Origin of the sequence: Lysinibacillus louembei (assembly GCF_033880585.1) — a bacterium.
GTDB lineage: Bacteria > Bacillota > Bacilli > Bacillales_A > Planococcaceae > Metasolibacillus > Metasolibacillus louembei.
In genome coordinates this window covers 2,440,415-2,466,874 of sequence record NZ_CP137624.1, presented here as the reverse complement: position 1 = coordinate 2,466,874, position 26,460 = coordinate 2,440,415, and the positions used below count along the sequence as shown (strand labels likewise).

Genomic DNA, 26,460 nt, shown 5'->3' with positions numbered 1-26,460 from the left:
TACGCTGAATCGACAAAAAATGCAACTGCTAACGACGTAAATTTTCGCCATCCACTTTCATGGACATTGTTGTTGCTTTAATGCGCTCCATGATACGGCGTGCCTTTACTTCCTCGACTTCTCCACGCTGTGAGTGCGCTAAATGATGCTCCAGCTCCTCATAATTAAAGTTGGAGGAAATAAATGTCGGCAGCTGCTCGCTCATGCGATAATGCAAAATCGTGCCTAAAATTTCATCGCGTGCCCATTGTGAAATTGCCTCTGCGCCTAAATCATCCAGCATTAAAACAGGTGCCTTTTTGACAAAATCGACCTTGCTTTCTAGCGTATGGTCAGCCATTGCTGCCTTAAGCTCACGTAAGAATTCTGGTACATAGACGATAACTGACTTCACTTTGACCTTCGCTAATTCATTGGCAGTTGCGCCTAAAATAAACGATTTACCAACACCGAATTCTCCGTATAAGTATAAACCTTTATGTGGCAGCTCGCCCGTTGCTCGATATTCCTGAATAAACGCCATAATTTGTTGGGCAATATCAAGCCTCGACCTGTTGCCAGCGATTGTAATATCTTCAAATGTCGCCTGTAACACCTCTTTTGGCATATGCATCGATGATACCATTGAGGCAATTTCTCGACGCTCATCCTCGAGGATTTTTTGCTCACAGCGCTCATACGTAATATCAATGCGGCCGTTCGTTATTAATAGCTTTGGAATAAAGCCTTGCAAATAGTTAGTGCACTGCGCTGCCGTGCCACATTTACAGCAATCCGTTGATTGGCTAATATATTCATTTAGCTTTAGTAGGCTGTGCTCAATCATTTGTGCATCAATTGCTTCTTCGTTTTCCTTTAAAAATTGTTGAATTTTTTCATGCTCTAAAATCGACTTTCGCATCGCCTCATAGCGCTCTTGAAAAGATGGGACGTTGACCACACGCTTTAATGATTCTTTAATCGGTTCCATCGCTCTTCACCTTCCCATCATAATTGCGAAATTGCTGCAATAATTTATTGTATTCTGCATCTATATCTACTACCTCTGCCGGTTCTTCCTTGACAGGCTCCTCCTTTGGTTTATTAAACCATTCAGGAACAACTTCAACTTTCTTTCCTTTGCTTGCTAGTGCCTTTTGTTCAGCACCCTTCACATAGCTTTGCGCCTGCTCCACCGTCTGAATTTGCTGGCGACGCCATGAATCCGCCACGCTGTTAATATATTTCTCCGGCAATGCACCATCCGTTTTTTGTAGCACATACTCCAGTAAAAAATTAACGACAGCAGGCACCATGCCATAGCGTGTGATTAAATTTTCAGCCGCCTTAACCGTGTACGGGAACGGCTCTTGCCCGTTATTAAGCTGTTTAATAAAATCATACGGTGCTTGCTTTTCGTACTTATCATCCGCCATGCCAAAAACGTAGTTGGCTGGATAATATTGCGCTAAACTATCATTTGTAATTGTCGCATTTTGGTTTTGCTGCTGTAAATAGTGTAACGCATCCTTTGCAAGCATAATATTTTGTATTTGCAAATTTGCCGCTAATGCCTCGATATGTTTTTTATTAATACGACCTGCCTTTGTAATGACATGCTCAAACATCGCATTAACCACACCTACCGTTAAGCCAGCTGTTACGTAGCTTTCAGCCATTTCCACGACATATGGCAACGGCTCCTCGCCATTTTTCAGCGCCTTTAAAAACTCATAAGGAATCGTTTCATCATAGCGTGGTGACCAATTTGTTAAATCCTTCTGTTTCGCTTTAAAGGCAAGTGGCGTGTCCATCGTAATTTTATGCTTTGTAGCGCCTTGCTGCTCCTGCTCCACTAAATGAATGGCGTCTGCTGCACTTTTTAAATCATGTGCCATCCAGTTGCTAGCAATGGCTTGTACATAGTTTTGCGTTAATTTTCCATTTGTTTCACGCATCGCATATTCCATTAAATAATTAACAACACCGATTGGCATTTTTTGCGCTAATACAAGCTGCTCCGCTAGCTCGACAATAAAGCGTACAGGCTCCTTGCCATGATACAGCTGCTTTAAAAATTCATATGGCGTTGTCCGGTCATAAATAAGCGCTTGTGGGGAAGCCGCAAATTCGCCTAGCGCATCTTGATTGATTTTATAAGGTGTCGCATTGCGCTTTGCTAAAAATTGCTTCGCCTGCTCTGCTGTTTGAATATTTTGCTGCTGCATTTCAGCAGCAACCGATTCGACGAATTTTTCAGGTAGCTTGCCATTTGACAGCTTCCACACATGCTCAACGATAACATTTGTGACCCCTTGTGCGATATCATAAACCGTCATTAAGCTTTCAGCCGTTTTTAATTGATTTTTAAATGGCTCCTTGCCCTTAGTTAATAGCTTCAAAAATTCATATGGTGTAGACAGCTCGTAATCCTTCATTGCCTCTGGAATATTTGTAGCTACTGAGTGCACTGTTTTTTGAATTGTTGGTACCACTTTACCGTTGCGCTTATGATGCTCCTCTTTGGCAATGCGCATCGCATCCTCAGCTGTTTTTGCCCCATTCCTTACCCATGTATCCATAATGCTCTGCATTAAATTCACATTATAATCCAGACGTCCATTAGACATCGCAATATATTGAATTAATGTATTAATAACACCATAGGAAATGCCTCTATTTAAAAAATCATTGAACAGCCGAACCGTCGTATCTGTCGGAGAAGCCCCTTGCACCTCCTCGTACACTTCAATTGGTGAGGTCGTATCCAAATAGTGAATATGCGCATCTCTGCCGCTCTCTTTTTGGACTGGCTTTTCCACTTTCGGTGCAAGCTCATAGCGCTTGACTAATTGATAATTATTTTGACGATGACCACTTAGCTGATAATGATCGAGCGCCGTTTTTTCAATCATGGCAGCTGTTAATGTTTGCTCATCCGATAATGCCTGCATGACAATTTGCTGCATGTCTAATGGCGAAAAATGATAAAGGAAGGCTACCTTCGCAATTGCTTGCTTCACCTCTGCTGTAAAAAGCTTGCGTGGAATAAGCGCTTGACTAATACCGTCGAAAAACAGCTTAAAATCAAAGGAATTATAGTCAAAGTCGTAGCCAGCTGTTGCTATTTCGCCGCCTTGCTCTGGATAAAGCTGCTCGATTTGCTGCAATTCTTTTTCCGTCACATTTAAAAACACATCATTAAAGCCGCGCGTCACCTCTGTATAATTATGTAGCTTCTGCTCCTTTGGTACGAGCGTATTGCGCAAATGCTCAAAGGCTTTTTTATCAATCTTGCGCATTAATGATACAGATAAAATGGGGTCCGCAAAAAACGACTTTGCCTCCAATGGTTGGTTGACACGATAAATATAATGCGTTGTATCATCTTCCATTTTGCAAAATGTTTGTAGCAGGCCAATTGCTTCTAATGTAATTCTTGCTTGGAAAAGCTTTTTTATCGAAAAATCTAAGCTATCAAGCAAATAATGATGATGGAAGGCTATATGCTCATTCGCTGCTTCGACTGACAGCTTTAAATAAAGTGCAACCGCATCCACACCGATAATCGGCTGGTAGCAAAGCTGCAATATTTTTTGATTGATAGCATTAAATTCGTGAGGGCATTGAACTTCACAAATATCATACGGATGTAATTGATTCATAAAGGTCATGGGAACCCTCCTTACATAGTGTTACTGCGCATTTCCTTGCTTGTTTTGTAGCTCTTTTAATTCTTGAATAAAGGCATCGACATCGCAAAAACGACGATAGACAGAGGCGAAACGCACATAGGCTACTTCATCCAATTTCATTAAACGATCCATCACCATTTCCCCAACATCTTCTGAGCGAACCTCAGATTGACCTAGTCGTCGCAAATCTTTTTCGATTGCAATAACAAGCTCCTCTAGCTCCTCTAGCGATACAGGACGCTTTTCACAGGCACGAATCAGCCCACGCAATACCTTTTCGCGGCTAAACTCCTCACGTGCTCCCTCTTTTTTCACGACAACAAGCGGCGTTTCCTCCATTTTTTCAAACGTTGTAAAACGAAACGAGCACTTTTCACATTCACGTCGTCTTCTAATTTCTTTATTATCATCTACAGGTCTTGAATCAACAACACGTGTATCTTTATATTGACAAGCTGGACATCTCATACAAATTTCTCCTGATTCATTTCGATTTATTACTTATTTTATTATACCAAAACTAGTGCACATAAAATAGCGACACAATAGTTACTCTATTATAACATAGAAAAACAACAAGAGGTCTGACTTATATAAGCAAAGGCTGCCCAAAAAAGGTAATACCTTTTCGGACAGCCCATCAAATTTTTTATTCCCACCAATGCTTTAGCTCTGTAAAGCTAACATCCCACACCTTCATATTACCTGTAATCGTAATTGTCAATGTGTCATATTCGAAAAACAACGGTACTTCTAACGCCCTTTCCATTGCAGAAAATTCCTTTAAATATTGCTCATCTCTTTTAAACTTTTCCTCCCCATCCGCAACTATTGTCACTTTTCCTTGGAATTCCTCATCATCTGGGATACCGAGATTTAAATAGAGCACTAGCTCCTCTTTCCCTTCAATCGTATAGGTAATCATTTGACTAGTGCCTTTCTCGCTCATATATAAATTGGATTGAGGCTCTATTTGCTGACCATCTATCGTGAAAGATGGCATTTGCTTTGTTTGAGGTTTAACACCTGTAGCCTCTTCAATAGCTTGCAAAGGCTGTAGTGAGCTTGTACGTTTCTCTATAACCTCAGAAACAAGCATTACACAAAAGATTAGTATAATGGCTGACATACATGAGGCGATAAGCTTTTTCGGCGTTATCTTTGATGTGAACCCAATTTTATATACAACGTAGCCAATTGTTGCCCCTAGCGTATTGGAAATAACATCATTGATATCAAAGCTGCCTAGATGTGTTAAAGCTTGTAATGTTTCTAACACTAAAATACAGACAATAAACAAGCTTATCAATTTTTTATACGTATAACGGTATAATAAAGGTAGCAGAATACCGAAAGGAATGAAGGCTGCTATATTCCCTAAATCGTATACCCAGCCAAAAGAAAGCCTCGGAAAACCTAATGGACCCACGATTGGACCAAACTCAAATACATAGCCCTCATAATCGCCACCTTGTAAACGATTAAAGCCTAAAAACATGAAATATAAAATTAGTACTGTATATAAAATCGTCGCTGTTATTATTAAATTTCTTTTCTTCATCATCATATCTCCACTTCTAAAATCCCTATTTCTCTGGTTCAATATATGGAACAAGCGGTGCTGTCGCTCCTGCTGAAGCAGCCTTTACAAACGTTGCCCCTTCCAACTGAGCAAAATTTTTAGTCTGACCTGTTAACATTACACCGAGCACAGGTAAATCATTCAAAGTCGTATTTTTGTTGTCGTTTAAAAATGCTTGAATCACTTCATCATTTTGCTGCGCATTATATTTCGCTAAATTTTGCATAAAATCGACGTATGCTTTTTCAGATAAAGGATAGGCGCCAAATCCGTATACAGGAACGCCAGCAGGGTCTGTTTGTTCATTTTGAACAGCCGATGCCACATATAGCCATACGACATTTAAATTTTCAGGAATCATCGATTTGATTTCCGTCACTGTATATGGTCGGTCAAAGGAAATTGCCATCTCTGCTACATAGTTTTCCATTGAGCTAACCGCAGCTATATCATTTGGAATTTTCGTAAAATATGTTTGCAAATCTGGATGAAAAAAAGTTGCTACTTTATTTTTCGTTTGCTTATCATACATATAATAGGATTTGTCCGATAAATAAAAATTAGGCTCAAGCTCATCGTAATTAATGTTAAAACGTTTCCAGCCATATGTGCTTGTTAATGTACTCCATGGCACGACATAGCCGTTAATGTTTTTAGAGCGATTCGTGACAACCGTGCCACCAAATATGGACGATTGGGTAATTTGAGAGGCAATTTGAACATTTGGCTCAGTAATGGCATGCCATAAAAATAGCGTATCCTGCAATTCTTCTGATCCTTTCGCTGCAAGATAGTCGCTCGTTGTGTAAAACACTTTATAAACGATTGGTAATGCCACGAGCATAACGATAAACGACACTATGATCACCATCATGACATGCTTGCGCTTTGCTTTTTTCAATGCTTTTTGTAATGACTCTTCCATTTTTTACTCCTCCACATACTGTCGCTGAATATTTTTTCGGGCACGATATAATTTTTGCTTAACGCTATCTGTTTGGATATGTAACATTTGTGCAATTTCCTCATACGTAAAATCATAATAATATTTCAAAATAAAAATCTCTCGGTATTGTTGTTTCGTATCCTTTAACAAATAGGCAATTTCATCCTTATGATTGATGACAGCCAATTCATCATTTTCTTGCTGTAGCTTCGCATAAATTTCTTCTGTCAAAGAAAAGGTTTGCTCATCTTTTTTACGCTTTAAATCAATATATTCATTTAACGCCACACGAAAAAACCACGGACGTAAATTGCCTTCATTTAACGTACTTAGCAATGTATACACTTTGTAAAATGTATTTTGAATAATATCCTCTGCATCCTGCTTTTTCGCTCCTTTTGCTAATAATAGCCTGTACACTTCCTCTCCTAATTGCAACAAGTAGGAAGTTAGCTTATCTTCTTTTTTCATTTCATATCCTCCCTACACGTATACAACGAATGAGCAAGCAAAAATGTATACAGTGCTTGTGAAATTAATTATGTCTTATTTTTATGTTTTCAAACACCCCTGATATCCACTGAATAAAAAGCATTATACGTTGTCACCTGTGGAAGTGGACATTTTCGACTAAATCATGATAAAACAAATAAGCTATTTGCCATCCGAAGGTCGGTTAGCAAATAGCCTATGTTTGTCTCACAATACTTTATTCATCTATGCACCAACGATCACAGGTCCCATACCGCGTGGCACAACAACAGCCTCGCGCATTTTGGCGCCGAGTGCTTCCGCAATGTAATTTGCTGCAACTGTTGGATCTAAATCACCGCAAGTATACACATCGATGCTTGCATAGCCATGCTCCGGAAAACTGTGTATCGTTAAATGTGATTCAGAAATAATTACTACTCCGCTTACTCCTTGTGGCGCAAATTTATGAAAAGTTACTTCCCGCACTTCTGCCCCTGACCGCAAAGCAGCATCAACAAAAGTTTGCTCAATAAATTGAACATTATTTAACTTTTCTAAATCGCAATCCCAAAGCTCAGCAATAACATGACGTCCCATTGTTCTCATGGTTCGCTTCCCCCTTTGACATAATATTTTAAAATGTGCAAAGTTGACTACCACGGGGGAAAGTTAGTCCAAAGAGGTCCTAACCCTTTAAGTAGTCATGTGTTTGCAAATCATGCATACACATGTGTGATTATAAGATGTTTTCCTAGTAGTTGCAAGTGTTAAAACAGGGACTACAAGAAAAGTTCACTTTTCCGTAGCCCCTACATTATATTATGCGTTCACCATTGCTAATGCATTGGCTACTTTTTTTGTTAAATCGACAACGCGTGCTGAGTAGCCCCATTCATTATCATACCAAGCAAGCACCTTTACTTTACGATTCCCCATTACCATCGTTGTTAAACCATCTACTGTCGATGAATATGTCGTCGTATTGTAGTCAGAAGATACTAATGGCTCCATCGAAATATTTAAAATTCCTTTCATTGAACCTTCTGCTGCTGCTTTAAATGCCGCATTTACTTCCTCCACCGTTACATCTTTTTGTAAATCTACAACTAAGTCCACTAAAGAAACGTTTGGTGTTGGTACACGTAATGCCATGCCATGTAATTTACCATTTAGCTCAGGCAACACTAATGACAGCGCTTTCGCTGCACCTGTCGATGTAGGAATAATCGACGAACCACAGTTACGTGCACGGCGTAAGTCCTTATGTGGATTATCTAAATTATTTTGGTCATTCGTATAAGCATGAACTGTTGTCATTAAGCCGTTTTCAATACCAAATGTATCATTTAACACTTTGGCAACAGGTGCTAAGCAGTTTGTTGTACATGAAGCGTTTGAAATGACATCATGCTTTTCAACATCTAGCAATTCATCATTTACACCTAATACAATGGTAATATCCTCGTTTTTACCTGGCGCTGTTAAAATAACCTTTTTAGCACCTGCTTCTAAATGCAATGCCGCTTTATCGCGTGAATTGAATTTACCTGTCGCCTCAATCACGATATCTACACCCATTGCTTTCCATGGTAATAATTTCGGGTCACGCTCTGAAACGATTTCAACACGCTTGCCATTAACAATTAATGCATTTTCTGTTGTTTCTACAGTACCTTCGAATGGACCGTGATTTGTGTCATACTTAATTAAATGCGCTAATGTTTCCGCTGGATAGCTTGCATTAATAGCGACTAAATTTAACCCTTCTTGAACGATTGCTTGGCGAAACACCATGCGCCCGATACGACCAAATCCGTTAATTGCGATAGAAACTGACATATAAAAAATCCTCCTGTTGATAGGTTATCCTTGTAATTTGCTTATCTATTTGTTAATTAGTATAACACATTATTCGAGAAGTTGAACATTTTTTATGTTATTTTTTAAAATCATTATTTTCTGATAACTAGAATAGCGAAATGAAAGCATATAAAACGTTTTCAATATAATGTCCTTTTATTGCGTCTCGCTAAATAGTATAACATATTTAAAAAATTTATTTTTAATGATTTTTTACAAATTCTTGTCGTTTCTTCGTCTACTATAGTAAGAGAGGTGAATATTTTGGATTTCGAAGCGATATACGAGAAATATTTTCATACAATCTACAAATACATACGATTGATGGTGTCACACGCGCAGCTAGCTGAGGATTTGACACAAGAAACGTTTGTCAGAGTATTAAAGGCAAATTTTCGTAATGAGGCGCATATTCAAACATTTATTCGGCAAATTGCACGCAATCTTGTCATCGACCATTATCGAAAAAAAGCATTAATTCAATGGCTACCTTTTACACAAGAGCATGAGCAGCATGATTTCACTTATACACCGGACGATTGGCTTGCTCAAAATGAAATGCGGAAAGAGCTATATGAGGCATTACAGCAATTAAAGCCTGTGCAGCGAGAAATCATTATTTTTCGCAAAATCGAGGAGCTATCGATTGAGGAAACGAGCTGGATTACTGGCTTATCTACAACCAAAATTGCCAATACACAGCGCGGTGCAATGAAAAAGCTTCAACAACTATTAGGAGGTGAATGGCATGAATCGCCTTAAACAACAGCTACAGCAATTAAATCATTTACCAGAAAATAAACAGCGGAAAGCACAAATAAAGCAATCGCTTGCACAGCAGACTAGTAAGAGGTCTTTTCAGTGGAAAATCCCTGCAACGATGATAGCCATTTGTAGTATCTTCATTTTATTACTGCTAACAAACCCTGAGCATTCACTGCAAAATGCACACACACGCTCTGCTACACTTTATACGTATTTCGATGGGGAAAAAGGAAACTTTAAAGCAAAGACCTCTAGCCTGTTATATTCGTCTATACAAAAATGGCAGGATGAAGAATTTATTCAATACTTCCACAATATCAAAATGCTTTCGCCAATAAATGATGGTCAGCTTGGTCGACATATTGTAGATGTTATTTTCGTTGAAAATGGGGAGCAAAGGAAATTTCAAATATCTGAACTGGACATTTATGATGTTGACCAAAATGTTTATTATCAGGATGATAGTGCGAGGTATTCCTATATTTTCATGAGTTTATTTCAATCGAAAAAGGCGAGTCTCCTCTTTTCCATTTGTCTGCTCGCTATATTTACGATTAATTTTTTATCCATTCAATACTATAAAAAACGCAATATAGATATGCGAGCTGTTTTTCCGAGAACAACAAGCTCCTATATTGAATTATTTGCTACAGTAAGTGTACTTGCTCTGTTTGCTTGTTGGATTTTTTTCATTGGACCTGTCTACATTCCTCCTTTCGCCGCCTTTTTTATTTTCAGTGCCCTTTGGCAGCTGCGAGAGATGAAGCGTCGAGCCCCATCATTAACTATTTTAAAATTCGAACGAGGGAAAATAATTGTTTTGTGTAGCTTAATTAACATTTTGTTGTTCTTCGGTTTTTAAAAAATAAGAGGAATGTCTGCAACGAGACAATCCTCTTATTTTGTATTTCAAATGACAGCCCATTGCTGCAAAATTTTTTCTAGCTGCTCAGCCGTTGATTGCTTTGTTGTGTTATTGTAGATGACTGCATCGGCTCCTTTTTCCTTTACAGACATCGGAAGCTGGGAGGCAATGCGTGCACGTGCCTCACTTTCTGGTAGCTGGTTGCGCTCCATTAAGCGCGCAAGCTGGATTTCCTCTGTCACTGATACAACTAAAATTTTATCAACAAAATGCTGGAGCTTGCTTTCAAATAACAGCGGAATATCCATTACCACATGTGCTGCACCATTTTGTAAAAGCTCATCGCGTTGACGTAGCATTTCTGCCCGAATCGCAGGGTGGATAATATCATTTAACACTTTGCGCTGGGCGGGCTCATGAAAAATAATGGCGCCAACCTTTTCACGATCCATTGTGCCATCCTCTTTCATCACCTCTTGTCCAAAGGCTTCAGCGATTTGCTGCAATGTCTGCGTCCCAGGCTCTACTACCTGTCTTGCTACAATATCTGCATCAACAATTGGAAGCTGATAGCCCTGTAGCATTTGTGCAACGGTGCTTTTACCGCTCGCAATACTGCCTGTTAATCCGATAATCATCTAATCTCCCCTTTATCCTTTAGCATCCATTTAGGTACTAGCTTTATGTAAATCAGCTCTCCTATAAGCTCTACAATCGTTTGTGTCACAATGATGGCCGCTGCTATTGTTGCCCATTCATAAGGTAGTGCAAGCGCTAAGGGTAGCACAACGAGAGAGTTACGAGTACCCATGCTAAAAATCAATGCTCGCCCTGCCCCAACATCTAATTTAATAAACCGTAAAATCAGTCGAGCAACAAGCGGTGTAATGACTAAAAATAAAACATAAATAGGAATGACACCTATAATCAGCTCAAAATCGCTATAAACCTTGCCAATTTGTGAGGCAACAACAGCAATTAACACGAAGGCCATAAAAGGCACTGGTAGCCATGCTGTCATCTCCAATGTTTTCGTGCCAGCCGTACTATTTTTAGCCCAAAGCTGTGTAATTAGCGCCGCGATAAGAGGCGCCATAATTAAGAATAAAAATGCCTCTAAAAATGGCTGAATCTGCACAATGTCTGCCATTTCCTCACCTATAAATAATGACAAATAAAGCGGTAGCAACAATAGCTGTACAATAAATAAAATAGGCGTCGAAGCGAGCATTAACTTCTCATTACCCTTTCCTAGCTGTGTGAAAACAATAACATAATCAATGCATGGTGTTAGCAATACTAGGCATACGCCTACTAAAATTGGCGTGGGCTGTGGAAACAGCGCAATCAATACGTAAACGATGAGCGGCACAGCTAAAAAATTACCGATAACTAATGCGGCAATAAATTTACGGTTAGCTAGCGCCTCACGTAGCTTGAAAAATGGAATTTGCGCAAGCATGCTATAGAGTAAAATAGCAATCAACGGTGTAATCATCCCCGTAAAATAAAAGGCAATATGCTCATTTGCTAAACCAACTACCGCTCCTAGCAATAGCGCAAAGGCATACACCCAAATTTGCTGCTGCTCTAGTCTTTCTCTATAATGCGTCACATCGTTCTCCTTTGCCTACTCTTTTTGACAGCTTGGGCAATATGTCGATGTACGCCCAGCAATGACAACGGATAGTGTTGCCGTTTGACAGCTCGGACAGCTTTTATGACTATACATTTTTAAACGATTTTGCATCGAGCCTGCCCCACCGTTGACAGTGCGGTAATCAGAAATCGTTGAGCCGCCATTGTCAATGCTTTCTCGTAAAACATTGACAATCGCTTGGAACAGCTCCACTTTCTTTGCTTTCGGAATGGCCTTCACCTTTTTCGTCGGTCGCAGCTTTGTTGCAAACAATGCTTCTGTCGCATAAATATTGCCACAGCCTGAAATGACCTGACCGTCCATAATGACTTCTTTAATTGTTTTATTTTCATATTTTGGCTTTGCACATTGCGCAAGGAAAAATTCACATGCATAATCATCAAACGGCTCTGGTGCCATTTTCGTTAATGGGGCATGCTCCTCAATCGTGCGTAAAAAACGTAGCTCTCCGAAGCGGCGAATATCGCTATAGACGAGCAGCTCGCCGCTTGCTAAAGCAAAGGTTGCATGAATATGCTTACGGAATTTTTCCTCTGCAATTTCTGCCACATTTTGCACGACAAACCATGCACCTGTCATCCCTAAATGGTTGACGAGCACAAATGGCTCCTCGTCTTTTTGTAAGTGGATAAAAATATATTTTGCACGACGTTCAATTGCTGCAATGGTCATTTGTTGAACGCTTGTCTCAAACCATTCAAGCGCTCCACCTTTGACAATCGTTTGCTTACCTGCTGCATGTGATGTGTAAACTGTATCCGATAATGTCACAGATTGAATTATTTTACCTTCAACGAGCGGCTTCAAATCGTTGACGACGCCCTCAACCTCTGGTAGTTCAGGCATAAAATCACTCCTTACTTTGCGTCATACCAAGAGTAGCCATGTGAATAATCTACTTTTAATGGGACAGCTAGCTCAATCGCCGACTCCATCACTTCTGGTACGATACGCTCTAAAATTTCTATTTCTTCAACTGGTGCTTCAAAAATTAGTTCATCATGTACTTGTAATAATAGCTTTGCCTGTAAGCCTTCTTTTTTCAAGCGGGCATCCATATTAATCATCGCTTTTTTAATAATGTCTGCTGCGCTTCCTTGAATCGGTGTATTCATCGCAGTCCGCTCAGCAAAGCTACGCAAATTGAAGTTGGAGCTATTAATTTCAGGTAAATAGCGACGGCGATTTAAAATCGTTGTCACAAAGCCTTCGCGCTTCGCGTCTGCCACGATACTTTCCATATAGCCCTTTACCCCAGGGAAGCTTTGCAAATAGTTTTCAATAAACTGCGCTGCTTTCTTACGTGTAATATCTAAGTTTTGTGACAAGCCATAATCGCTAATCCCATAAATAATACCGAAGTTTACCGCCTTTGCTGTTCGGCGCATATTCGCTGTTACTTCATCTGGGTTTGTCACACCAAACACATCCATCGCTGTACGTGTATGAATATCCATACCTTCCTTAAATGCCTCGACAAGCGTAGGGTCCTGACACATATGTGCTAAAACGCGTAGCTCGATTTGTGAATAGTCCGCCGCAAATAGCACCCAGCCCTCTTTTGATGGCACAAATGCTTGGCGAATTTTACGTCCTTCCTCCAAACGAATCGGAATATTTTGCAGGTTCGGGTCTGTCGAGCTTAAACGTCCTGTTGCTGTCAATGCCTGCTGGAAGCGCGTATGCACTTTGCCATCGTCCGCATGTATCTCTTTTGTCAAGCCTTCGATATATGTTGATTGTAGCTTTGCTAATTGACGGTAATCTAAAATATGCTTGACAATATCATGCTCAGATTGTAGCTTTTCAAGCACATCCGCCGCTGTTGAATAGCCTGTTTTCGTTTTCTTCAAAACAGGTAGCCCTAGCTTATCGAATAAAATGACACCTAGTTGCTTCGGTGAATTAATATTAAATTCCTCACCAGCCTGCTCATAAATTGTTTGTTCAATAACCGCAATCTTCTCTAGCAACGCCTGTCCCATTTGCTTTAATGTTTCAACGTTTACTGAGATTCCTTCGATTTCCATATCTCCTAAAATTTTTGCAAGCGGCAATTCTAAATCATTATATAAATCGTATTGCTCATTTTCTTTTAATTTTTTCTCAACGACAGGCTGTAAATGCCATAAAGCAATTGCTTTGCGACTCACATGGTCCGCTAACACAGCCTCTTCTGGCACTGACCATTTTGCGCCTTTGCCATAAATGACTTCGTTTGCTTGCACATTTGTATAGCCAAACTCCTTCGCAAGTGTCGCCACATCATCACCCGAAATGGCTGGGTTAACGATATACGAAGCTAAAAGCAAGTCAAATGCTACTCCCTCTAGCTTAATGCCATGTCGCGCAAGCATCGCCTGTGCCGCTTTGCTATCCACAACATATTTTTTCTTGGAGGCATCCTCTAGCCAAGCTTTCAATTCATCACTCTGTAAAGCTTTGTCCACAGATATATATTTTGCATCTGTTCCATCTGTTAGCGCAATGCCAAGCATATCGCAGCTATGATAGTGCTCATTTTCTAGCTCCACATGCAGCGCCATCGTCTCTTTTAGCATCGCAGCTGTCACATGATCTACAATGCTTAGCTGAATCTCCTCCTGCTCCTGTACTGCGCTTTGCATATCGCTTTTTTCGATTAATGATTTAAAGCCTAGCTCACGCCACACTTCAAGCAGCGCATCCTCGTTTGGTCCAGCATAGGCCAAATCATCAAGCGTTATGTCAATCGGTGCTTCTGTAAAAATCGTGGCAAGCTTTTTCGATAAATGAGCGCTTTCCTCATTTTCTACAAGCTTTTCCTTCATCTTTGAAGCTTTCATACCATCAATTGCTTCGTACAATGCTTCCACTGAGCCGTATTCCTTTAACAGCTTAATTGCCGTTTTTTCCCCGACCCCTGGAACGCCTGGAATATTATCTGATGCATCACCCATTAGCCCCTTCATATCGATAATTTGCGCAGGTGTGAGCCCGTATTTTTCCTCGATATGCGCTGGTGTATATTTTTCAATATCCGTTATTCCTTTGCGTGTAATATACACGGTTACATTGTCAGTCGCAAGCTGTGTTAAGTCTTTATCGCCTGACACAATAATGACATCGATACCGTTCGTTTCAGCTTGCTTCGCCAATGTGCCAATAATATCGTCTGCCTCATATAAATCAAGCTCATAGCGTTTAATATTGTATGCATCAATTAGCTTGCGAATATAAGGAAATTGCTCAGATAGCTCAGGCGGTGTTTTTTGACGTCCACCTTTATATTCGCCATAAGATTCATGACGGAACGTCGTTTTCCCCGCATCAAACGCGACAAGCATTTGTGTTGGCTGCTCCTCTTCTAAAATTTTTTGCAGCATTGTCGTAAAGCCATATGTCGCATTCGTATGAATTCCACTATCGTTCGTTAATGGTGGCAATGCAAAAAATGCACGGTATGCTAAGCTATTGCCATCAAGTAATAATAATTTTTCCTTCGCCATTGGGTACGCTCCTTTTTTCGTTCTAAAGTCAAAACATGCGTTCGAACTACTCTCCTCTTAACTTTAGCGTGAAATCGAGTTTTTTTCCACCAAAAAAGGCGCTTTTGCATAAACTTTCCTAAAAAGTTTGGCAAAGCACCTAATACGCTATTTCAATTTCTTAAACTTATATTGCTCTACTGCATGTTGATTTTTTTTATAGAAAATTTCTTCAAAAATCACTGTTAATAAAAAGGCATTTAAAAAGCTAATAATTAAATATAACGGCATCCCACCGAGCTCGTATGGCATTAGGCTTCTCATAAACACTTCCACAAAGCCGACTTGTGCAAAATAAAAAATCATGCCAACACCAACTTGCCAAATTGGACGCGGATCTTTGCGCTTTTCAAACCATAGTACCTTTTTAAAGGCGCTACGTACATCCTCAGCAATAATAACACCAAGTATAAATATGACAATAAACAATACGGGTATATGAAATAGGCTCATTTTCATCCATTCAAAATGGCTTGATTGAAAAAGTGCCGTTACTGACGTTGCAATAATAAATGCGACTAGCAAATTTTGAATTCGCTTGCTCATACCATTCACCTCTCTATGAAATTGCATACTCTATTATAACAAGAAATAGAAAAGTGAAAAGGGACTTCTTTCTCCTAATATGACAATATTAGGATATAGTGCAAAAGTTGTGATTCGCCCAGCGGAACTGATTTTTCGCCAAACCAACAGCAGAATTCGCCCATCGAATGCCTATTTTCGCCCAACCAATCTAAAAAGAGCTGTCCGAATTTTTTCGGACAAGCTCCTTTGCTTTAAACTTTAAAGCGCTCAATTTGCGCTTTTAAATGACCAATCATTTCATTTAGCTCTGTCGCAATACTCATTAATATTTTCGCTTTAACTGAATATATTCTCTTACTCATATATGTAAAAACAACTCCTTTATGTTAATAGCTAAGCGCTTGCTGTTTCGTTGTAATGAATGACATGAAATCCATTGCTAAAACACGTTCATTTTGACTAAATGAATCGCTGACAAAAAAGATAACTGCAAAGGCTGTTCCATAGTCAAAGGGCAATACGCGATATTCTAATAGATGGTCAAACTGTGCTTTAATCTGCTCATGGTCAATTTGCTCAATATCAGCAAATGTTAAATGGCTATCAAACTCTGCACAAGTGAAACTATAAATGCGGTCATCCATTGCTGCAATTTTCTGTGCCCAATCCGGTTCCCATTGCCACAAAGCATATTCGTATGGATTGATTTGATATGCATGCACACCAAGCTCTGTTGTGCCTACGCCTGCAAAACGTAAAGGATTTACTTCAATTGGAATTACAGACCCTTGTGCATCCATGCGCAGCTCGATATGGAATGGGTAATTATTTATTTGTAGCGACTGACCTAATTCACGTAAATACGCCTCGATAACAGGCAAATATTCTGTCAACACGTGCTTGCTCGTATAATAAATACGGTCACTCATATCCTCCTCATCTCGGAACATGCGTGCAAATAAATTTAAAATAATTGGTTGACCTTCTGTGTTAAAATACGCATCTACCGCCAATTCCTGTCCTTCTATGTATGTTTCTAAAATAAATGTTTGGAAGTTTAAAATGTCCTCTGAATAGGAAGTAGCAAGCCCATCATTCGCAATTAATTGCTGGACGACTTCTGTAAATTGCTCGGCATCTTTAATTTTTTGAACACCTACGCTTGAATAACCGATAGCTGGCTTTAAAATAATTGGGTAAGGTATAGATGCCCTATCAATCTTGCTTAAATCGTGTAATGTGCTTTCTTGAAAATAGAAATTAGGAAAATACGTTGCTAAATGCTTGCGCAATGCGGCTTTATTTTTAAATAAATTTGTCCATTGCACCGCATTTAAATGTGGAAATTGCTCTGTTAAAACTTTAATTGCATGCTCTGAATTTATTACAATAAACTGGTCTTGCGGCCAATTTACCCCCTCTTGTGACCCGTTGATAAAGCACTTTTGATCAATGTCATACATCGGTGTCGTCGTTTTAAGTAACGCCTGCTCCAGCATTGGTGAAATATATAATGGATCTAATAAAATCATATCGTTCCCTCCTGAATAATCCTTTAGAATCATTAAAAAGCATTATATATAAATCAAATAACCTATCAATAAATAAGCCTAAATAACCACAAACCTATTATAATATAATATTCTTGTCTGACTACCCTTTTTTCAAAAATGGATAAATTATCATAGAAAATAATAAAATAGATGATTTAGAAAGACTATCTCCTTCTAAATCATCTATTTTTAAAAGCCTTATTTCAAAGGGGTTACACACTTAAAACAGCAAAGGCTATTTGAACAATGGGACATTCGCCCATTTTCCAAATAGCCTGTCAATTTATTTATTCTAAGTAGCCAGATAGTATTCTAGCATAAGGAGAGTCTGATGGTAAAATAATGACTGTATCATCACCGATCGTCTTCTTATATGATTCTAGCGTACGATAAAGCGAGTAAAATTCAGGATCTTGTGCAAAGGCTTCGTTATAAATTTTTGCCGCCTCAGCTTCCCCTTGGGCAATCGTCACAGCTGCTTCACTATTTGCCTTTGCTAGCAATGTTTGCACCTCTTGATCTGTTGCTGCTTCTTTTTCACGCTTCGCAGCATCCCCTTCAGATAAATACGTTTGTGCTGTTTTTTCACGCTCTGAAATCATACGTGTAAAAATTGCTTGCTCATTTTCTGGCGGTAAATCTGTACGACGAATACGTACATCAACTACTTCAATGCCATAGTTATCGTTGGCTAATAGCTCATTTACTTTTAGCGTAACGCTTTCATTAATATCACCGCGTGACGAATCTGTATCATTAATAATTTGACCGTAATCTAATTTACCAAGCTCTGTGCGAATAACTGAATAAATAAATTCACTCATACGACGCTCGGCATTCGGTAACGTCCCTGCGTTTGAAATCAACGCCTTTGGATCTACTACACGCCATACTGCATAATTATCGATAATAATACGCTTTTTATCCTTCGTATTAATTTCTTCCTGCATCATATCATATGTCATTAAATTTTTCGGTAATGTCGTCACACTTTGAATAAATGGTATTTTCATATGCAGCCCAGGCTCGCGCTCATATTTCACTACTTCACCAAATTGGCGTACAACCTTATATTCATTCTCCTTTACGATATAAAGATTGGCAAAAGCGATAATGCCAATGGCGAAAATAGCTGTGATGATAAAGGCAGAAGTAACCCATTTACGCATATTTTTAGGCTGCTTTTCTTTTTTAATCGTGCTCGGCTCAGCGTCTGCTGCGTCTACGACTTTGCCCTTCTTCTTCGTTTTATCTGCCAATAGCTTTTTTAAGAACTTCTCTAAATCTCCGTCGTTGTTATTGTTACTCATTGACTATCGCTCCCTTCCTCTTTCGGCTTTGGTGTAGCTGGCTGGATTGGTAAATATTTCATCGTACTACCTTCATCATCGTTCATAATATAAATTTGCGCTTGTGGCAATACCGTTTCTAACGTTTCTAATACAAGTCGCTCACGTGTAATCGCTTGATTCCCTTTATATTCATTGTAAAGCTGTTTAAATACAGCGACATCTCCTACCGCCTGCTCAATACGTGCAACCTTTTGTCCCTCAGCCTTAGATTTAATAGCAGCGATTTCCCCTTGCACTTCACTAATACGTTGGTTTCTATATTTATCTGCTTGGTTAATTTTCGTCGATTTCGTTTCGCGTGCATCCGTCACTGCTGTAAATGCTGCACGCACTTCTTCATTTGGTAATTCCACATCCTGCAGCTTAACACCTAATATACTAATCCCAACATCGTACTTTTCCATTAATTGTGATAATAGCTCACGTGTTTTCGATTCAATTTCTGATTTTCCATCCGTTAAAGCAGCATCAATTTTAGAGTTTCCGATAATGGAACGAATGGCGCTAGATGTCGCACTATGTAATAGCTCCTTTGGCTCCTCTGAATTAAATAAATACTTTTTTGGATCAGTAATTTTCCATTGCACAACTAAATCTGTTAAAACGAAAAATTCATCCCCTGTAATCATTTTTGTTTCGGATGGATATAGCTCCATATCCCCTTGAGAACGCTCTTTATAGCCAAATTCTAAACTAAATGTTTCCTTCGATAAAACTTCTACTTTTTGCATCGGCCATGGTAGCTTAAAATGCAGCCCCGACTCTGTAATCGTTTCTCCTGACTTACCAAAAGTCACAACAACCGCTTGCTCAGACTCATCTACTGTATACCATGTTGTAAAAGCAGCGATGATGGCGAATATTGCAAAAAGCCCTAAAGCAATTGTTAGTAATGTACGCTTTGTACTCATTTATGTGCCTCCCTTTATTTTGCTATAGCTTTTTTACGAAGAAGCCTACGAAAAGGTTTCAGAATTATGTTGATTTTTTAAATAATAAAAAAAGCGCCCAGATAATTTCCGGACGCCTTCCTGTATATAATAGTTTTGAAATGGGGTTTCTTACGCTTTATTATATAGATGTTTTTTTAAGATTTTATAAAGCGATTGTAAAGATTTTGTTAAGATGATGGTGCAAGCGGTAAATGGATTTGAATTTTTGTTCCTTTCCCTACCTCGCTTGTGACGACGATTTTGCCGTGATGTGCTTCCACTAAATGCTTTACAATGGCAAGACCTAGCCCTGTCCCCCCCGAATTGCGGCTCCGTGCGCGATCAATTCGATAAAAACGCTCAAATACACGAGCGATTTCATGCTTTTCAATACCGATACCTTGATCTTCCACTTCAACAATACCATATTCCGCACCTTGCTTCATTGTCACTGTAACAGTTGTGCCATCTGGAGAATACGTAACTGCATTAGAAATTAAGTTCGTAAAAATTTGAATTAACCGGTTTTCATCACCTAGTACACGTACATCTCGATCTATTTGCATATCAAATTGCATATTTTTTTCATCAAGTCGAGGGCTTGTGACATCTACGACCCTTGCAATGACCTCCTGCAAGCTTGTCGGAGCAATCGCTACTGAAAAACCGTGCTGCTCAATTTTGGATAGCTCTAATAAATCGTGAATTAATTCCTGAAGGCGATTGCTTTCTTTATAAATAATTTCTAAAAATGATAGCAGCATGCTTTCATCTTTATATGCACCGTCTAATAATGTTTCAGAAAAGCCTTTAATTGAAGTGATTGGCGTGCGCAATTCATGTGAAACATTCGCTACGAAATCTTTGCGAATTTGCTCCAAACGAATCAACTCTGTCACATCATGCATAACTAAGACGACACCGAGCCAGCGCCCATGCTCCCCAACAACGGGCGCTCCATACACAAGCTTATGTGTGATTTCTTGCTGCAATTCCATTTTAAGCTGCTTTTGATAAGGCTGTTCCGTTAGAAAAACATGATCAATAAATACTTCTAAATTTTCGGGCAGACCAACCGTTAAAAAGTTTTTGCCCTGCACTTGCTCAAATGTTAAATCAAAGCGTTGAAGAAATTGCTTATTAACGATGGATATATAGCCTTCTCGGTCAATCATCATTAAGGCGCTGCCCATATTTTCAATCAATGTTTTCAAACGTTCTTCTTCAATTTCACGGATTTTTGTAATATCCTGCAAATTACGGGCTAATACATTGATTGAATTGCGTAGCTCTACAATCGTCTTTGGCCCATTTGCAAACGCACGTGCATAATAGTTTCCAACTGCTAATTCCTGCGCTGTACGTGTTACAGCTTCAATCGGCTCTACAAAGTTGTTGACCATTCGATACGATACTAAGCCGATAATCGCAACCGCTATTACAAATAAAAATATAAGGACAAGCATCAAGCGTACACGAATATAGTGAAAATAGTCTTCATCTACATCACCGTCATATGCTTGCAGCAATTTTTCTTGCTGAGCCGAGGTTAAATCAATCTTTTCTTGCTCAATCAGCTCCGTCACATTTTGCTGCACAACTTCTGTTTGAACTTGCACATAGTCATTTAAATAAAAAGGAAAAAGCTGACCTATTACAAGCTCTAGAACAACAAAAATCGCTGTAACAAGTAAAATAAAAGAAAGAAAGAGTCGACTGCTCATCGATTTACTCATTTTCTTGGCTCCTCAAATTTATAGCCTAGCCCGCGAATCGTCTTAATAAATAATGGTTTACGGCTATTTTCCTCGATTTTATCGCGTAAATGGCTAATATGTACATCGACAATACGCGTATCACCAGCAAAATCATAATTCCATACAGAGCTTAGTAGCTGATCACGCGTTAAAACGCGATTTTTATTTTCTAATAAATAAACAAGCAGTTCAAATTCCTTTGGTGTGAATTCCAATGCCTCTTCATTTAAGAATGCCTCGAAGCGCTCTGGGAATACCTTTAAGCTACCATATTCATATGTCGTCTCCCCTGTCTTCACCTCTTCTGCTGATGCAGATGGTGTGAAACGGCGAAGCACAGCCTTCACACGTGCAATCACTTCACGTGGACTGAAGGGCTTTGTCATATAATCATCCGCACCAAGCTCTAAGCCTAGCACCTTGTCAAATTCATCATCGCGTGCTGTTAACATAATAATCGGGATGTTCATTCTTAAGCTACGCAATTCCTTGCACACTTCCATCCCGTCCATTGTCGGCAGCATTAAATCTAACAGCATTAAATCTGGCGTCTTTTCAACCGCTAAATCAAGCCCTTTTTTCCCATCATGTGCCAAAAGCACATGAAAGCCAGCCTGCTCTAAATTATATTGTAATAATGTTGCGATGGATAATTCATCCTCTACAACTAAAATGGTTTTCGTCATTTCCCTTGCCTCCATCATCGATTTGAAACCCCCATCCCAAATCCATTATATAAGAGGAGGAGATACTTTAAGCTTCCCTTCCAACAGTTGTAGCTTATCGCTATTAATTGCTGTAACTGCTATTAACACTTCATTCTTGATTTCATCAATATGCTCGATTTCCAATACAAAATCCACTGTTTCATAATGATATGCCGGACTTACATATTTTATCGTTTGCTCTAAAATATAAGAGCCTGGACCAGGTAGATGCTTAGAAATAGCAGCAGTAATAATACCATTTAACATAATTTGTGGAACTATCGGCTGCTTAAATGATGTAATCGCTGCATAATCATGCTGAATAAATAATGGATTATTATCATTTGTTAAGCCTAAATAAATTAACAAATCTTTATCATCCATTTTTTCTGTAATATGTAGCTTTTCACCAACTGTTAAAGTCGTTATCAACCTGCCTTGCTTTCTACTCTTTTGTAGCAATACGAAGCAACTCCTTCTTTATGCGATACTTTTATAGTATCAATTTTTTGTGGAAAGTACAATGTTGTGGAATGGCTATGGTAAAAGTAATATTTCATTCACTCTTTACCTCTATCATGACAGATTGACAAATTCAGAATAGTCAGGTTACAATTTAAGCAAATTTTTTAAGGAGTTGTTTTTATGGGAGAAAAATCACTTTTTAGAAATGTATTGCTAATAGTTTCACTTATTTTCTTAAGTAGCACATTGTTTTCTATTTCTACTTTTGCTGAAGAAGTAAATGATTTGAATGCATCAAATTATACCAATGATAACTTTGAAAATTCAACAACAAATATAGAAATAAATAATCAAATAATTACTCCATTTTCTAAGCCTTATAGCAAAGCAAAAGTTGATTGGGGTGGTTTACTAGGACGTTCAGTCTTTTCAAATCAATCTGGCAGCACAAGAATTTATCATAATAGTGGAAATTATACTACTGCTAGAGCCGAACTTAATAGAATAGGAGGAAATGGAGAAATCGTAACACATATCAACGGAGATAAAATAACTTATGTAAAACAAACAGATGGCGGTTATGTAACTCTATATAGAAGTACATCAGAAACACTTGGTAATCAGAGACCTACTTTAACTTTTGGTAATGACAAAGTTAGATTTATGGGAGACTGAAACTTGAAAGGTGATGAATATTGTGACAAAAGAAAAATTGTTGTTATGGGAGCCCTTAACAGAAAATCCATTTAGTAGATTAGAGCGAGAAATGCTATTTGTTAAAATGGTATATGAGGTAGATTTCATTTTAGTATTTAAAGACTATGAAACATCCTTTGAATATACATTTACTTATAAAAAACCTGAAGAAAGACCTTATCCTATACTTACTTTTCGTTCCTGTGAAGAAATGGCAAGACCAGATATTGAATCGCTTATTGGGTTATTGGAGAATCCCCCAATGTACAACCCTACTTTTTATAAAGTAGAAAACTCCGATTTTTTAGCTTGGTATGATAATAACTTTTCTGCTAGGGCTACTTTACAACCTAATGTGGAACATCACCTCTTTATTACATCTGATTTTTTTATCGATGTACTAAGTGAGATACAGCCTGTAGTTACTATAAAATAAAATTTTAATAGAAAACACCAAAAATATAAATAGGACTACCTTGAAAGAACATTCTTTCTAGGTAATCCTATTTATCATAATATTTTACTTACTCAAAACATCCATCACCGATTTTACAGCCTCTGCTGAATAGTCGAGCGCTGATTTTTCTTGCTCTGTTAACTCTAGCTCAAAGATTTTTTCTATGCCGTTTGCACCTAATAATGTTGGTACACCTAAGCAAAGGTTTTCATAGCCATATTCGCCTTCTAAGTAAGCAATTGATGGCAGTACACGTTTTTGGTCTTTAATAATCGCTTCAGCCATTTCAATCATTGCCGCTGCTGGTGCGTAGTAGGCAGAGCCGTTACCAAGCAGGTTAACGATTTCTGCACCACCATTGCGTGTGCGGTTGACAATTTCCTCTAAGCGTTCTGGTGCGATCAATGATTCAATTGGTACACCACCTACGAATGAATAGCGTGTTAATGGTACCATCGTATCGCCATGACCACCTAAAACTAATGCTGTTACATCTTTTACAGACATGTTTAATTCCTCTGCGATAAATGCGCGGAAGCGGGCTGTATCTAAAACACCTGATTGACCGATAACGCGATTTTTCGGGAAGCCTGTTGTTTTATAAACCGTATATGTCATTGCATCAACAGGGTTTGTTAATACAAGCACTGTTGCATTTGGTGAATACTTCGCAATTTGCTCAGATACAGCAATCATGACCTTTTCATTCGTCTGTACTAAATCATCGCGGCTCATGCCTGGCTTGCGTGCGACGCCTGCTGTTACGATGACGATATCTGAATCTGCTGTATCAGCATAATCAGCCGTTCCTTTTACATATGCATCATAGCCTTGAATTGGTGCTGCCTCCCACATATCGAGTGCCTTCCCTTTTGTTGGGTTCTCAGCTTGTGGAATATCTAACAATACAACATCGCCAAGCTCCTTTTGCGCTGCTAAAAATGCTGCCGTTGCGCCAGTGAATCCGCTACCAATTACCGTGATTTTTTTACGTCCTAATGCCATAATCAATCCACTCCTATTGATGAAATGTCTTACTAGTTCTATATTAACAAAAAACTACCACTTGTATAAGTAAAAGAAGTGGCAAAATCAGCAAATTTAGCAGGGGCATATGGACAATTAATGTGCGAAATATAGCATTTAATGTGCGAAACTCCCTGTCTATCGTGCGAGTCATAATTTTTAAACTAGCAAAATCTCTTTTTCAAAAGCATACTTCTCACATAAAAAAGCTGTCGGAAAAATTTTTCCGACAGCCTTCACTTTTATAGGTTTTTAATTAATTCGTTAGCGAATTCAGAGCATTTTACTTCTGTAGCGCCGTCCATTAAACGTGCGAAGTCGTAAGTTACAACTTTAGAAGAGATTGTTTTTTCTACAGATTTTGTTACTAAATCTGCAGCTTCTTGCCAACCTAAGTGCTCAAGCATTAATACGCCAGAAAGTAAAACTGAAGATGGGTTTACTTTATCTTGACCAGCATATTTTGGAGCTGTACCATGAGTAGCTTCGAAAATAGCGTGACCAGTTACGTAGTTAATGTTTGCCCCTGGTGCGATACCGATACCACCAACTTGTGCAGCTAATGCATCAGAAATATAGTCACCGTTTAAGTTCATTGTAGCAACTACATCGAACTCAGTTGGACGAGTTAAAATTTGTTGTAAGAAAATATCAGCGATAGAATCTTTTACGATGATTTTGCCAGCAGCTTCAGCAGCTTTTTGTGCTTCGTTTGCAGCAGCTTCGCCTTGCTCAGCTTTAATTGCATCGTATTGGTTCCAAGTGAATACTTTATCAGCGAATTCTTTTTCAGCTAATTCGTAACCCCAGTTTTTGAAGCCACCCTCAGTGAATTTCATGATGTTACCTTTGTGTACTAAAGTAACAGTTGGTTTGTCGTGTTTGATTGCATACTCAATTGCAGCACGCACTAAACGCTCTGTACCTTCTTGAGAAACAGGCTTAATACCTAAACCAGAAGTTTCTGGGAAGCGGATTTTGTTAACGCCTAATTCAGTTTGTAAGAAGTTTAATAATTTCTTTTGCTCGTCAGAACCAGCTTGGTACTCGATACCAGCATAAATATCTTCCGTATTTTCACGGAAAATAACCATGTCTACATCTTCTGGACGTTTTACTGGTGAAGGCACACCGTCAAAGTGACGTACTGGACGTAAGCAAACATATAGGTCTAATTCTTGACGTAATGCTACGTTTAAAGAACGGATACCGCCACCGATTGGTGTAGTTAAAGGTCCTTTAATCGCGATTAAATACTCGTCAATTTTATTTAAAGTTTCTTGTGGTAACCATTCACCTGTTTGGTTGAATGCTTTTTCACCTGCAAGAACTTCTAGCCATTCGATTTTCTTTTCGCCATTGTATGCTTTTTCTACCGCTGCATCAATTACGCGAGAAGCTGCTGCCCAAATATCTGGACCGATACCATCGCCCTCGATGAAAGGAATCACTGGGTTGTTTGGTACGTTTAACACGCCGTTTTCTACTACAATTTTACCGTTAGTCATGAATAGTTGCCTCCTATATTCGTCAATCTAGGACTGTGCACTCGCCCCAGTCCTAGATAAGTTTAGCATATTTTTTAATATTGCGCATTTGCTGTCGTAAAATTGCGATAAGTCGCAACCTGTACG

The 26,460-nt window shown here is 38.9% G+C and carries 25 protein-coding genes; 4 read left to right on the top strand and 21 right to left on the bottom strand.

The genetic code is table 11. The features are described 5' to 3' along the window. Positions 1-28: 28 nt before the first annotated feature. The 8 genes from dnaI to R6U77_RS12280 all read right to left on the bottom strand — a co-directional run bounded on the left by dnaI (position 29) and on the right by R6U77_RS12280 (position 8,515). Positions 29-970: a primosomal protein DnaI gene (dnaI, locus tag R6U77_RS12315; protein WP_319835858.1), complete on the bottom strand. Its 942-nt coding sequence runs from the start codon at positions 968-970 to the stop codon at positions 29-31. Next, positions 957-3,653 (bottom strand): DnaD domain protein, encoded by a 2,697-nt coding sequence (locus R6U77_RS12310; protein WP_319835857.1) that lies wholly within the window; start codon positions 3,651-3,653, stop codon positions 957-959. The genes dnaI and R6U77_RS12310 overlap by 14 nt, the downstream gene beginning before the upstream one ends. 21 nt (positions 3,654-3,674) lie before the next feature. Next, a complete protein-coding gene (gene nrdR / locus R6U77_RS12305; RefSeq protein WP_293926127.1) occupies positions 3,675-4,142 on the bottom strand; it encodes a transcriptional regulator NrdR in 468 nt (155 codons plus the stop codon). Between the two features lie 181 nt (positions 4,143-4,323). Then, positions 4,324-5,235, bottom strand: a complete 912-nt coding sequence (locus R6U77_RS12300) for a VanZ family protein (protein ID WP_319835856.1) — start codon at positions 5,233-5,235, stop codon at positions 4,324-4,326. A gap of 25 nt (positions 5,236-5,260) precedes the next feature. Then, a complete protein-coding gene (locus tag R6U77_RS12295) occupies positions 5,261-6,181 on the bottom strand; it encodes an anti sigma factor C-terminal domain-containing protein (protein WP_319835855.1) in 921 nt (306 codons plus the stop codon). A 3-nt stretch (positions 6,182-6,184) separates the two neighbouring features. Next, on the bottom strand, positions 6,185-6,673 hold the full coding sequence (locus tag R6U77_RS12290) for an RNA polymerase sigma factor (protein ID WP_319835854.1): 489 nt from the start codon (positions 6,671-6,673) through the stop codon (positions 6,185-6,187). 246 nt (positions 6,674-6,919) lie between these two features. Continuing rightward, entirely contained in the window at positions 6,920-7,282 is a 363-nt protein-coding gene (gene speD / locus R6U77_RS12285) for an adenosylmethionine decarboxylase (protein ID WP_293926120.1), read from the bottom strand. A 213-nt stretch (positions 7,283-7,495) separates the two neighbouring features. Next, positions 7,496-8,515: a glyceraldehyde-3-phosphate dehydrogenase gene (locus tag R6U77_RS12280; RefSeq protein WP_293926118.1), complete on the bottom strand. Its 1,020-nt coding sequence runs from the start codon at positions 8,513-8,515 to the stop codon at positions 7,496-7,498. Positions 8,516-8,791: 276 nt separating this feature from the next. Here R6U77_RS12280 and R6U77_RS12275 point away from each other — a divergent pair, with 276 nt between their 5' ends. Further along, a complete protein-coding gene (locus R6U77_RS12275) occupies positions 8,792-9,298 on the top strand; it encodes an RNA polymerase sigma factor (RefSeq protein WP_319835853.1) in 507 nt (168 codons plus the stop codon). After that, a complete protein-coding gene (locus tag R6U77_RS12270) occupies positions 9,285-10,163 on the top strand; it encodes a hypothetical protein (RefSeq protein WP_319835852.1) in 879 nt (292 codons plus the stop codon). Before R6U77_RS12275 ends, R6U77_RS12270 begins: the two co-directional genes overlap by 14 nt. A 47-nt stretch (positions 10,164-10,210) precedes the next feature. Here the strand turns inward: R6U77_RS12270 and coaE are convergent, their stop codons facing one another. From coaE to R6U77_RS12215, 11 genes are all read right to left on the bottom strand, one after another. Next, on the bottom strand, positions 10,211-10,804 hold the full coding sequence (coaE, locus tag R6U77_RS12265; RefSeq protein WP_319835851.1) for a dephospho-CoA kinase: 594 nt from the start codon (positions 10,802-10,804) through the stop codon (positions 10,211-10,213). Beyond that, positions 10,801-11,721: an arsenic resistance protein gene (locus R6U77_RS12260; RefSeq protein ID WP_406601106.1), complete on the bottom strand. Its 921-nt coding sequence runs from the start codon at positions 11,719-11,721 to the stop codon at positions 10,801-10,803. The genes coaE and R6U77_RS12260 overlap by 4 nt, the downstream gene beginning before the upstream one ends. Before the next feature lie 75 nt (positions 11,722-11,796). Beyond that, on the bottom strand, positions 11,797-12,672 hold the full coding sequence (gene mutM / locus R6U77_RS12255) for a bifunctional DNA-formamidopyrimidine glycosylase/DNA-(apurinic or apyrimidinic site) lyase (RefSeq protein WP_319835849.1): 876 nt from the start codon (positions 12,670-12,672) through the stop codon (positions 11,797-11,799). Between the two features lie 11 nt (positions 12,673-12,683). Further along, a complete protein-coding gene (gene polA, locus R6U77_RS12250; RefSeq protein WP_319835848.1) occupies positions 12,684-15,314 on the bottom strand; it encodes a DNA polymerase I in 2,631 nt (876 codons plus the stop codon). Between the two features lie 147 nt (positions 15,315-15,461). Next, the gene (locus R6U77_RS12245) at positions 15,462-15,899 is read right to left on the bottom strand and encodes a DNA polymerase I (protein ID WP_319835847.1); all 438 of its coding nucleotides are present in this window, start codon (positions 15,897-15,899) and stop codon (positions 15,462-15,464) included. A 368-nt stretch (positions 15,900-16,267) separates the two neighbouring features. Beyond that, positions 16,268-17,413 (bottom strand): ATP-grasp domain-containing protein, encoded by a 1,146-nt coding sequence (locus R6U77_RS12240; protein WP_319835846.1) that lies wholly within the window; start codon positions 17,411-17,413, stop codon positions 16,268-16,270. 308 nt (positions 17,414-17,721) lie between these two features. Next, entirely contained in the window at positions 17,722-18,744 is a 1,023-nt protein-coding gene (gene hflC / locus R6U77_RS12235; RefSeq protein ID WP_319835845.1) for a protease modulator HflC, read from the bottom strand. Beyond that, complete coding sequence (gene hflK, locus R6U77_RS12230; protein WP_293926094.1) at positions 18,741-19,697, bottom strand: FtsH protease activity modulator HflK; 957 nt, start codon at positions 19,695-19,697, stop codon at positions 18,741-18,743. The genes hflC and hflK overlap by 4 nt, the downstream gene beginning before the upstream one ends. 209 nt (positions 19,698-19,906) lie before the next feature. After that, on the bottom strand, positions 19,907-21,454 hold the full coding sequence (gene pnpS, locus R6U77_RS12225) for a two-component system histidine kinase PnpS (protein WP_319835844.1): 1,548 nt from the start codon (positions 21,452-21,454) through the stop codon (positions 19,907-19,909). Beyond that, on the bottom strand, positions 21,451-22,161 hold the full coding sequence (locus R6U77_RS12220) for a response regulator transcription factor (protein WP_293928712.1): 711 nt from the start codon (positions 22,159-22,161) through the stop codon (positions 21,451-21,453). Before R6U77_RS12220 ends, pnpS begins: the two co-directional genes overlap by 4 nt. A gap of 45 nt (positions 22,162-22,206) precedes the next feature. Then, a complete protein-coding gene (locus R6U77_RS12215) occupies positions 22,207-22,644 on the bottom strand; it encodes a MaoC/PaaZ C-terminal domain-containing protein (RefSeq protein WP_319835843.1) in 438 nt (145 codons plus the stop codon). 183 nt (positions 22,645-22,827) lie between these two features. Here R6U77_RS12215 and R6U77_RS12210 point away from each other — a divergent pair, with 183 nt between their 5' ends. Both R6U77_RS12210 and R6U77_RS12205 read left to right on the top strand, forming a co-directional pair. Then, positions 22,828-23,322 carry a hypothetical protein gene (locus tag R6U77_RS12210; RefSeq protein WP_293928710.1) on the top strand — a complete coding sequence of 165 codons (495 nt, stop codon included), beginning with the start codon at positions 22,828-22,830 and terminating at the stop codon, positions 23,320-23,322. 22 nt (positions 23,323-23,344) lie between these two features. Further along, a complete protein-coding gene (locus tag R6U77_RS12205; RefSeq protein WP_319835842.1) occupies positions 23,345-23,779 on the top strand; it encodes a hypothetical protein in 435 nt (144 codons plus the stop codon). 84 nt (positions 23,780-23,863) lie between these two features. Here the strand turns inward: R6U77_RS12205 and mdh are convergent, their stop codons facing one another. Further along, positions 23,864-24,805 (bottom strand): malate dehydrogenase, encoded by a 942-nt coding sequence (mdh, locus tag R6U77_RS12200; protein WP_319835841.1) that lies wholly within the window; start codon positions 24,803-24,805, stop codon positions 23,864-23,866. A 263-nt stretch (positions 24,806-25,068) separates the two neighbouring features. Beyond that, entirely contained in the window at positions 25,069-26,334 is a 1,266-nt protein-coding gene (gene icd / locus R6U77_RS12195; RefSeq protein WP_293928705.1) for an NADP-dependent isocitrate dehydrogenase, read from the bottom strand. Positions 26,335-26,460: the final 126 nt, after the last annotated feature.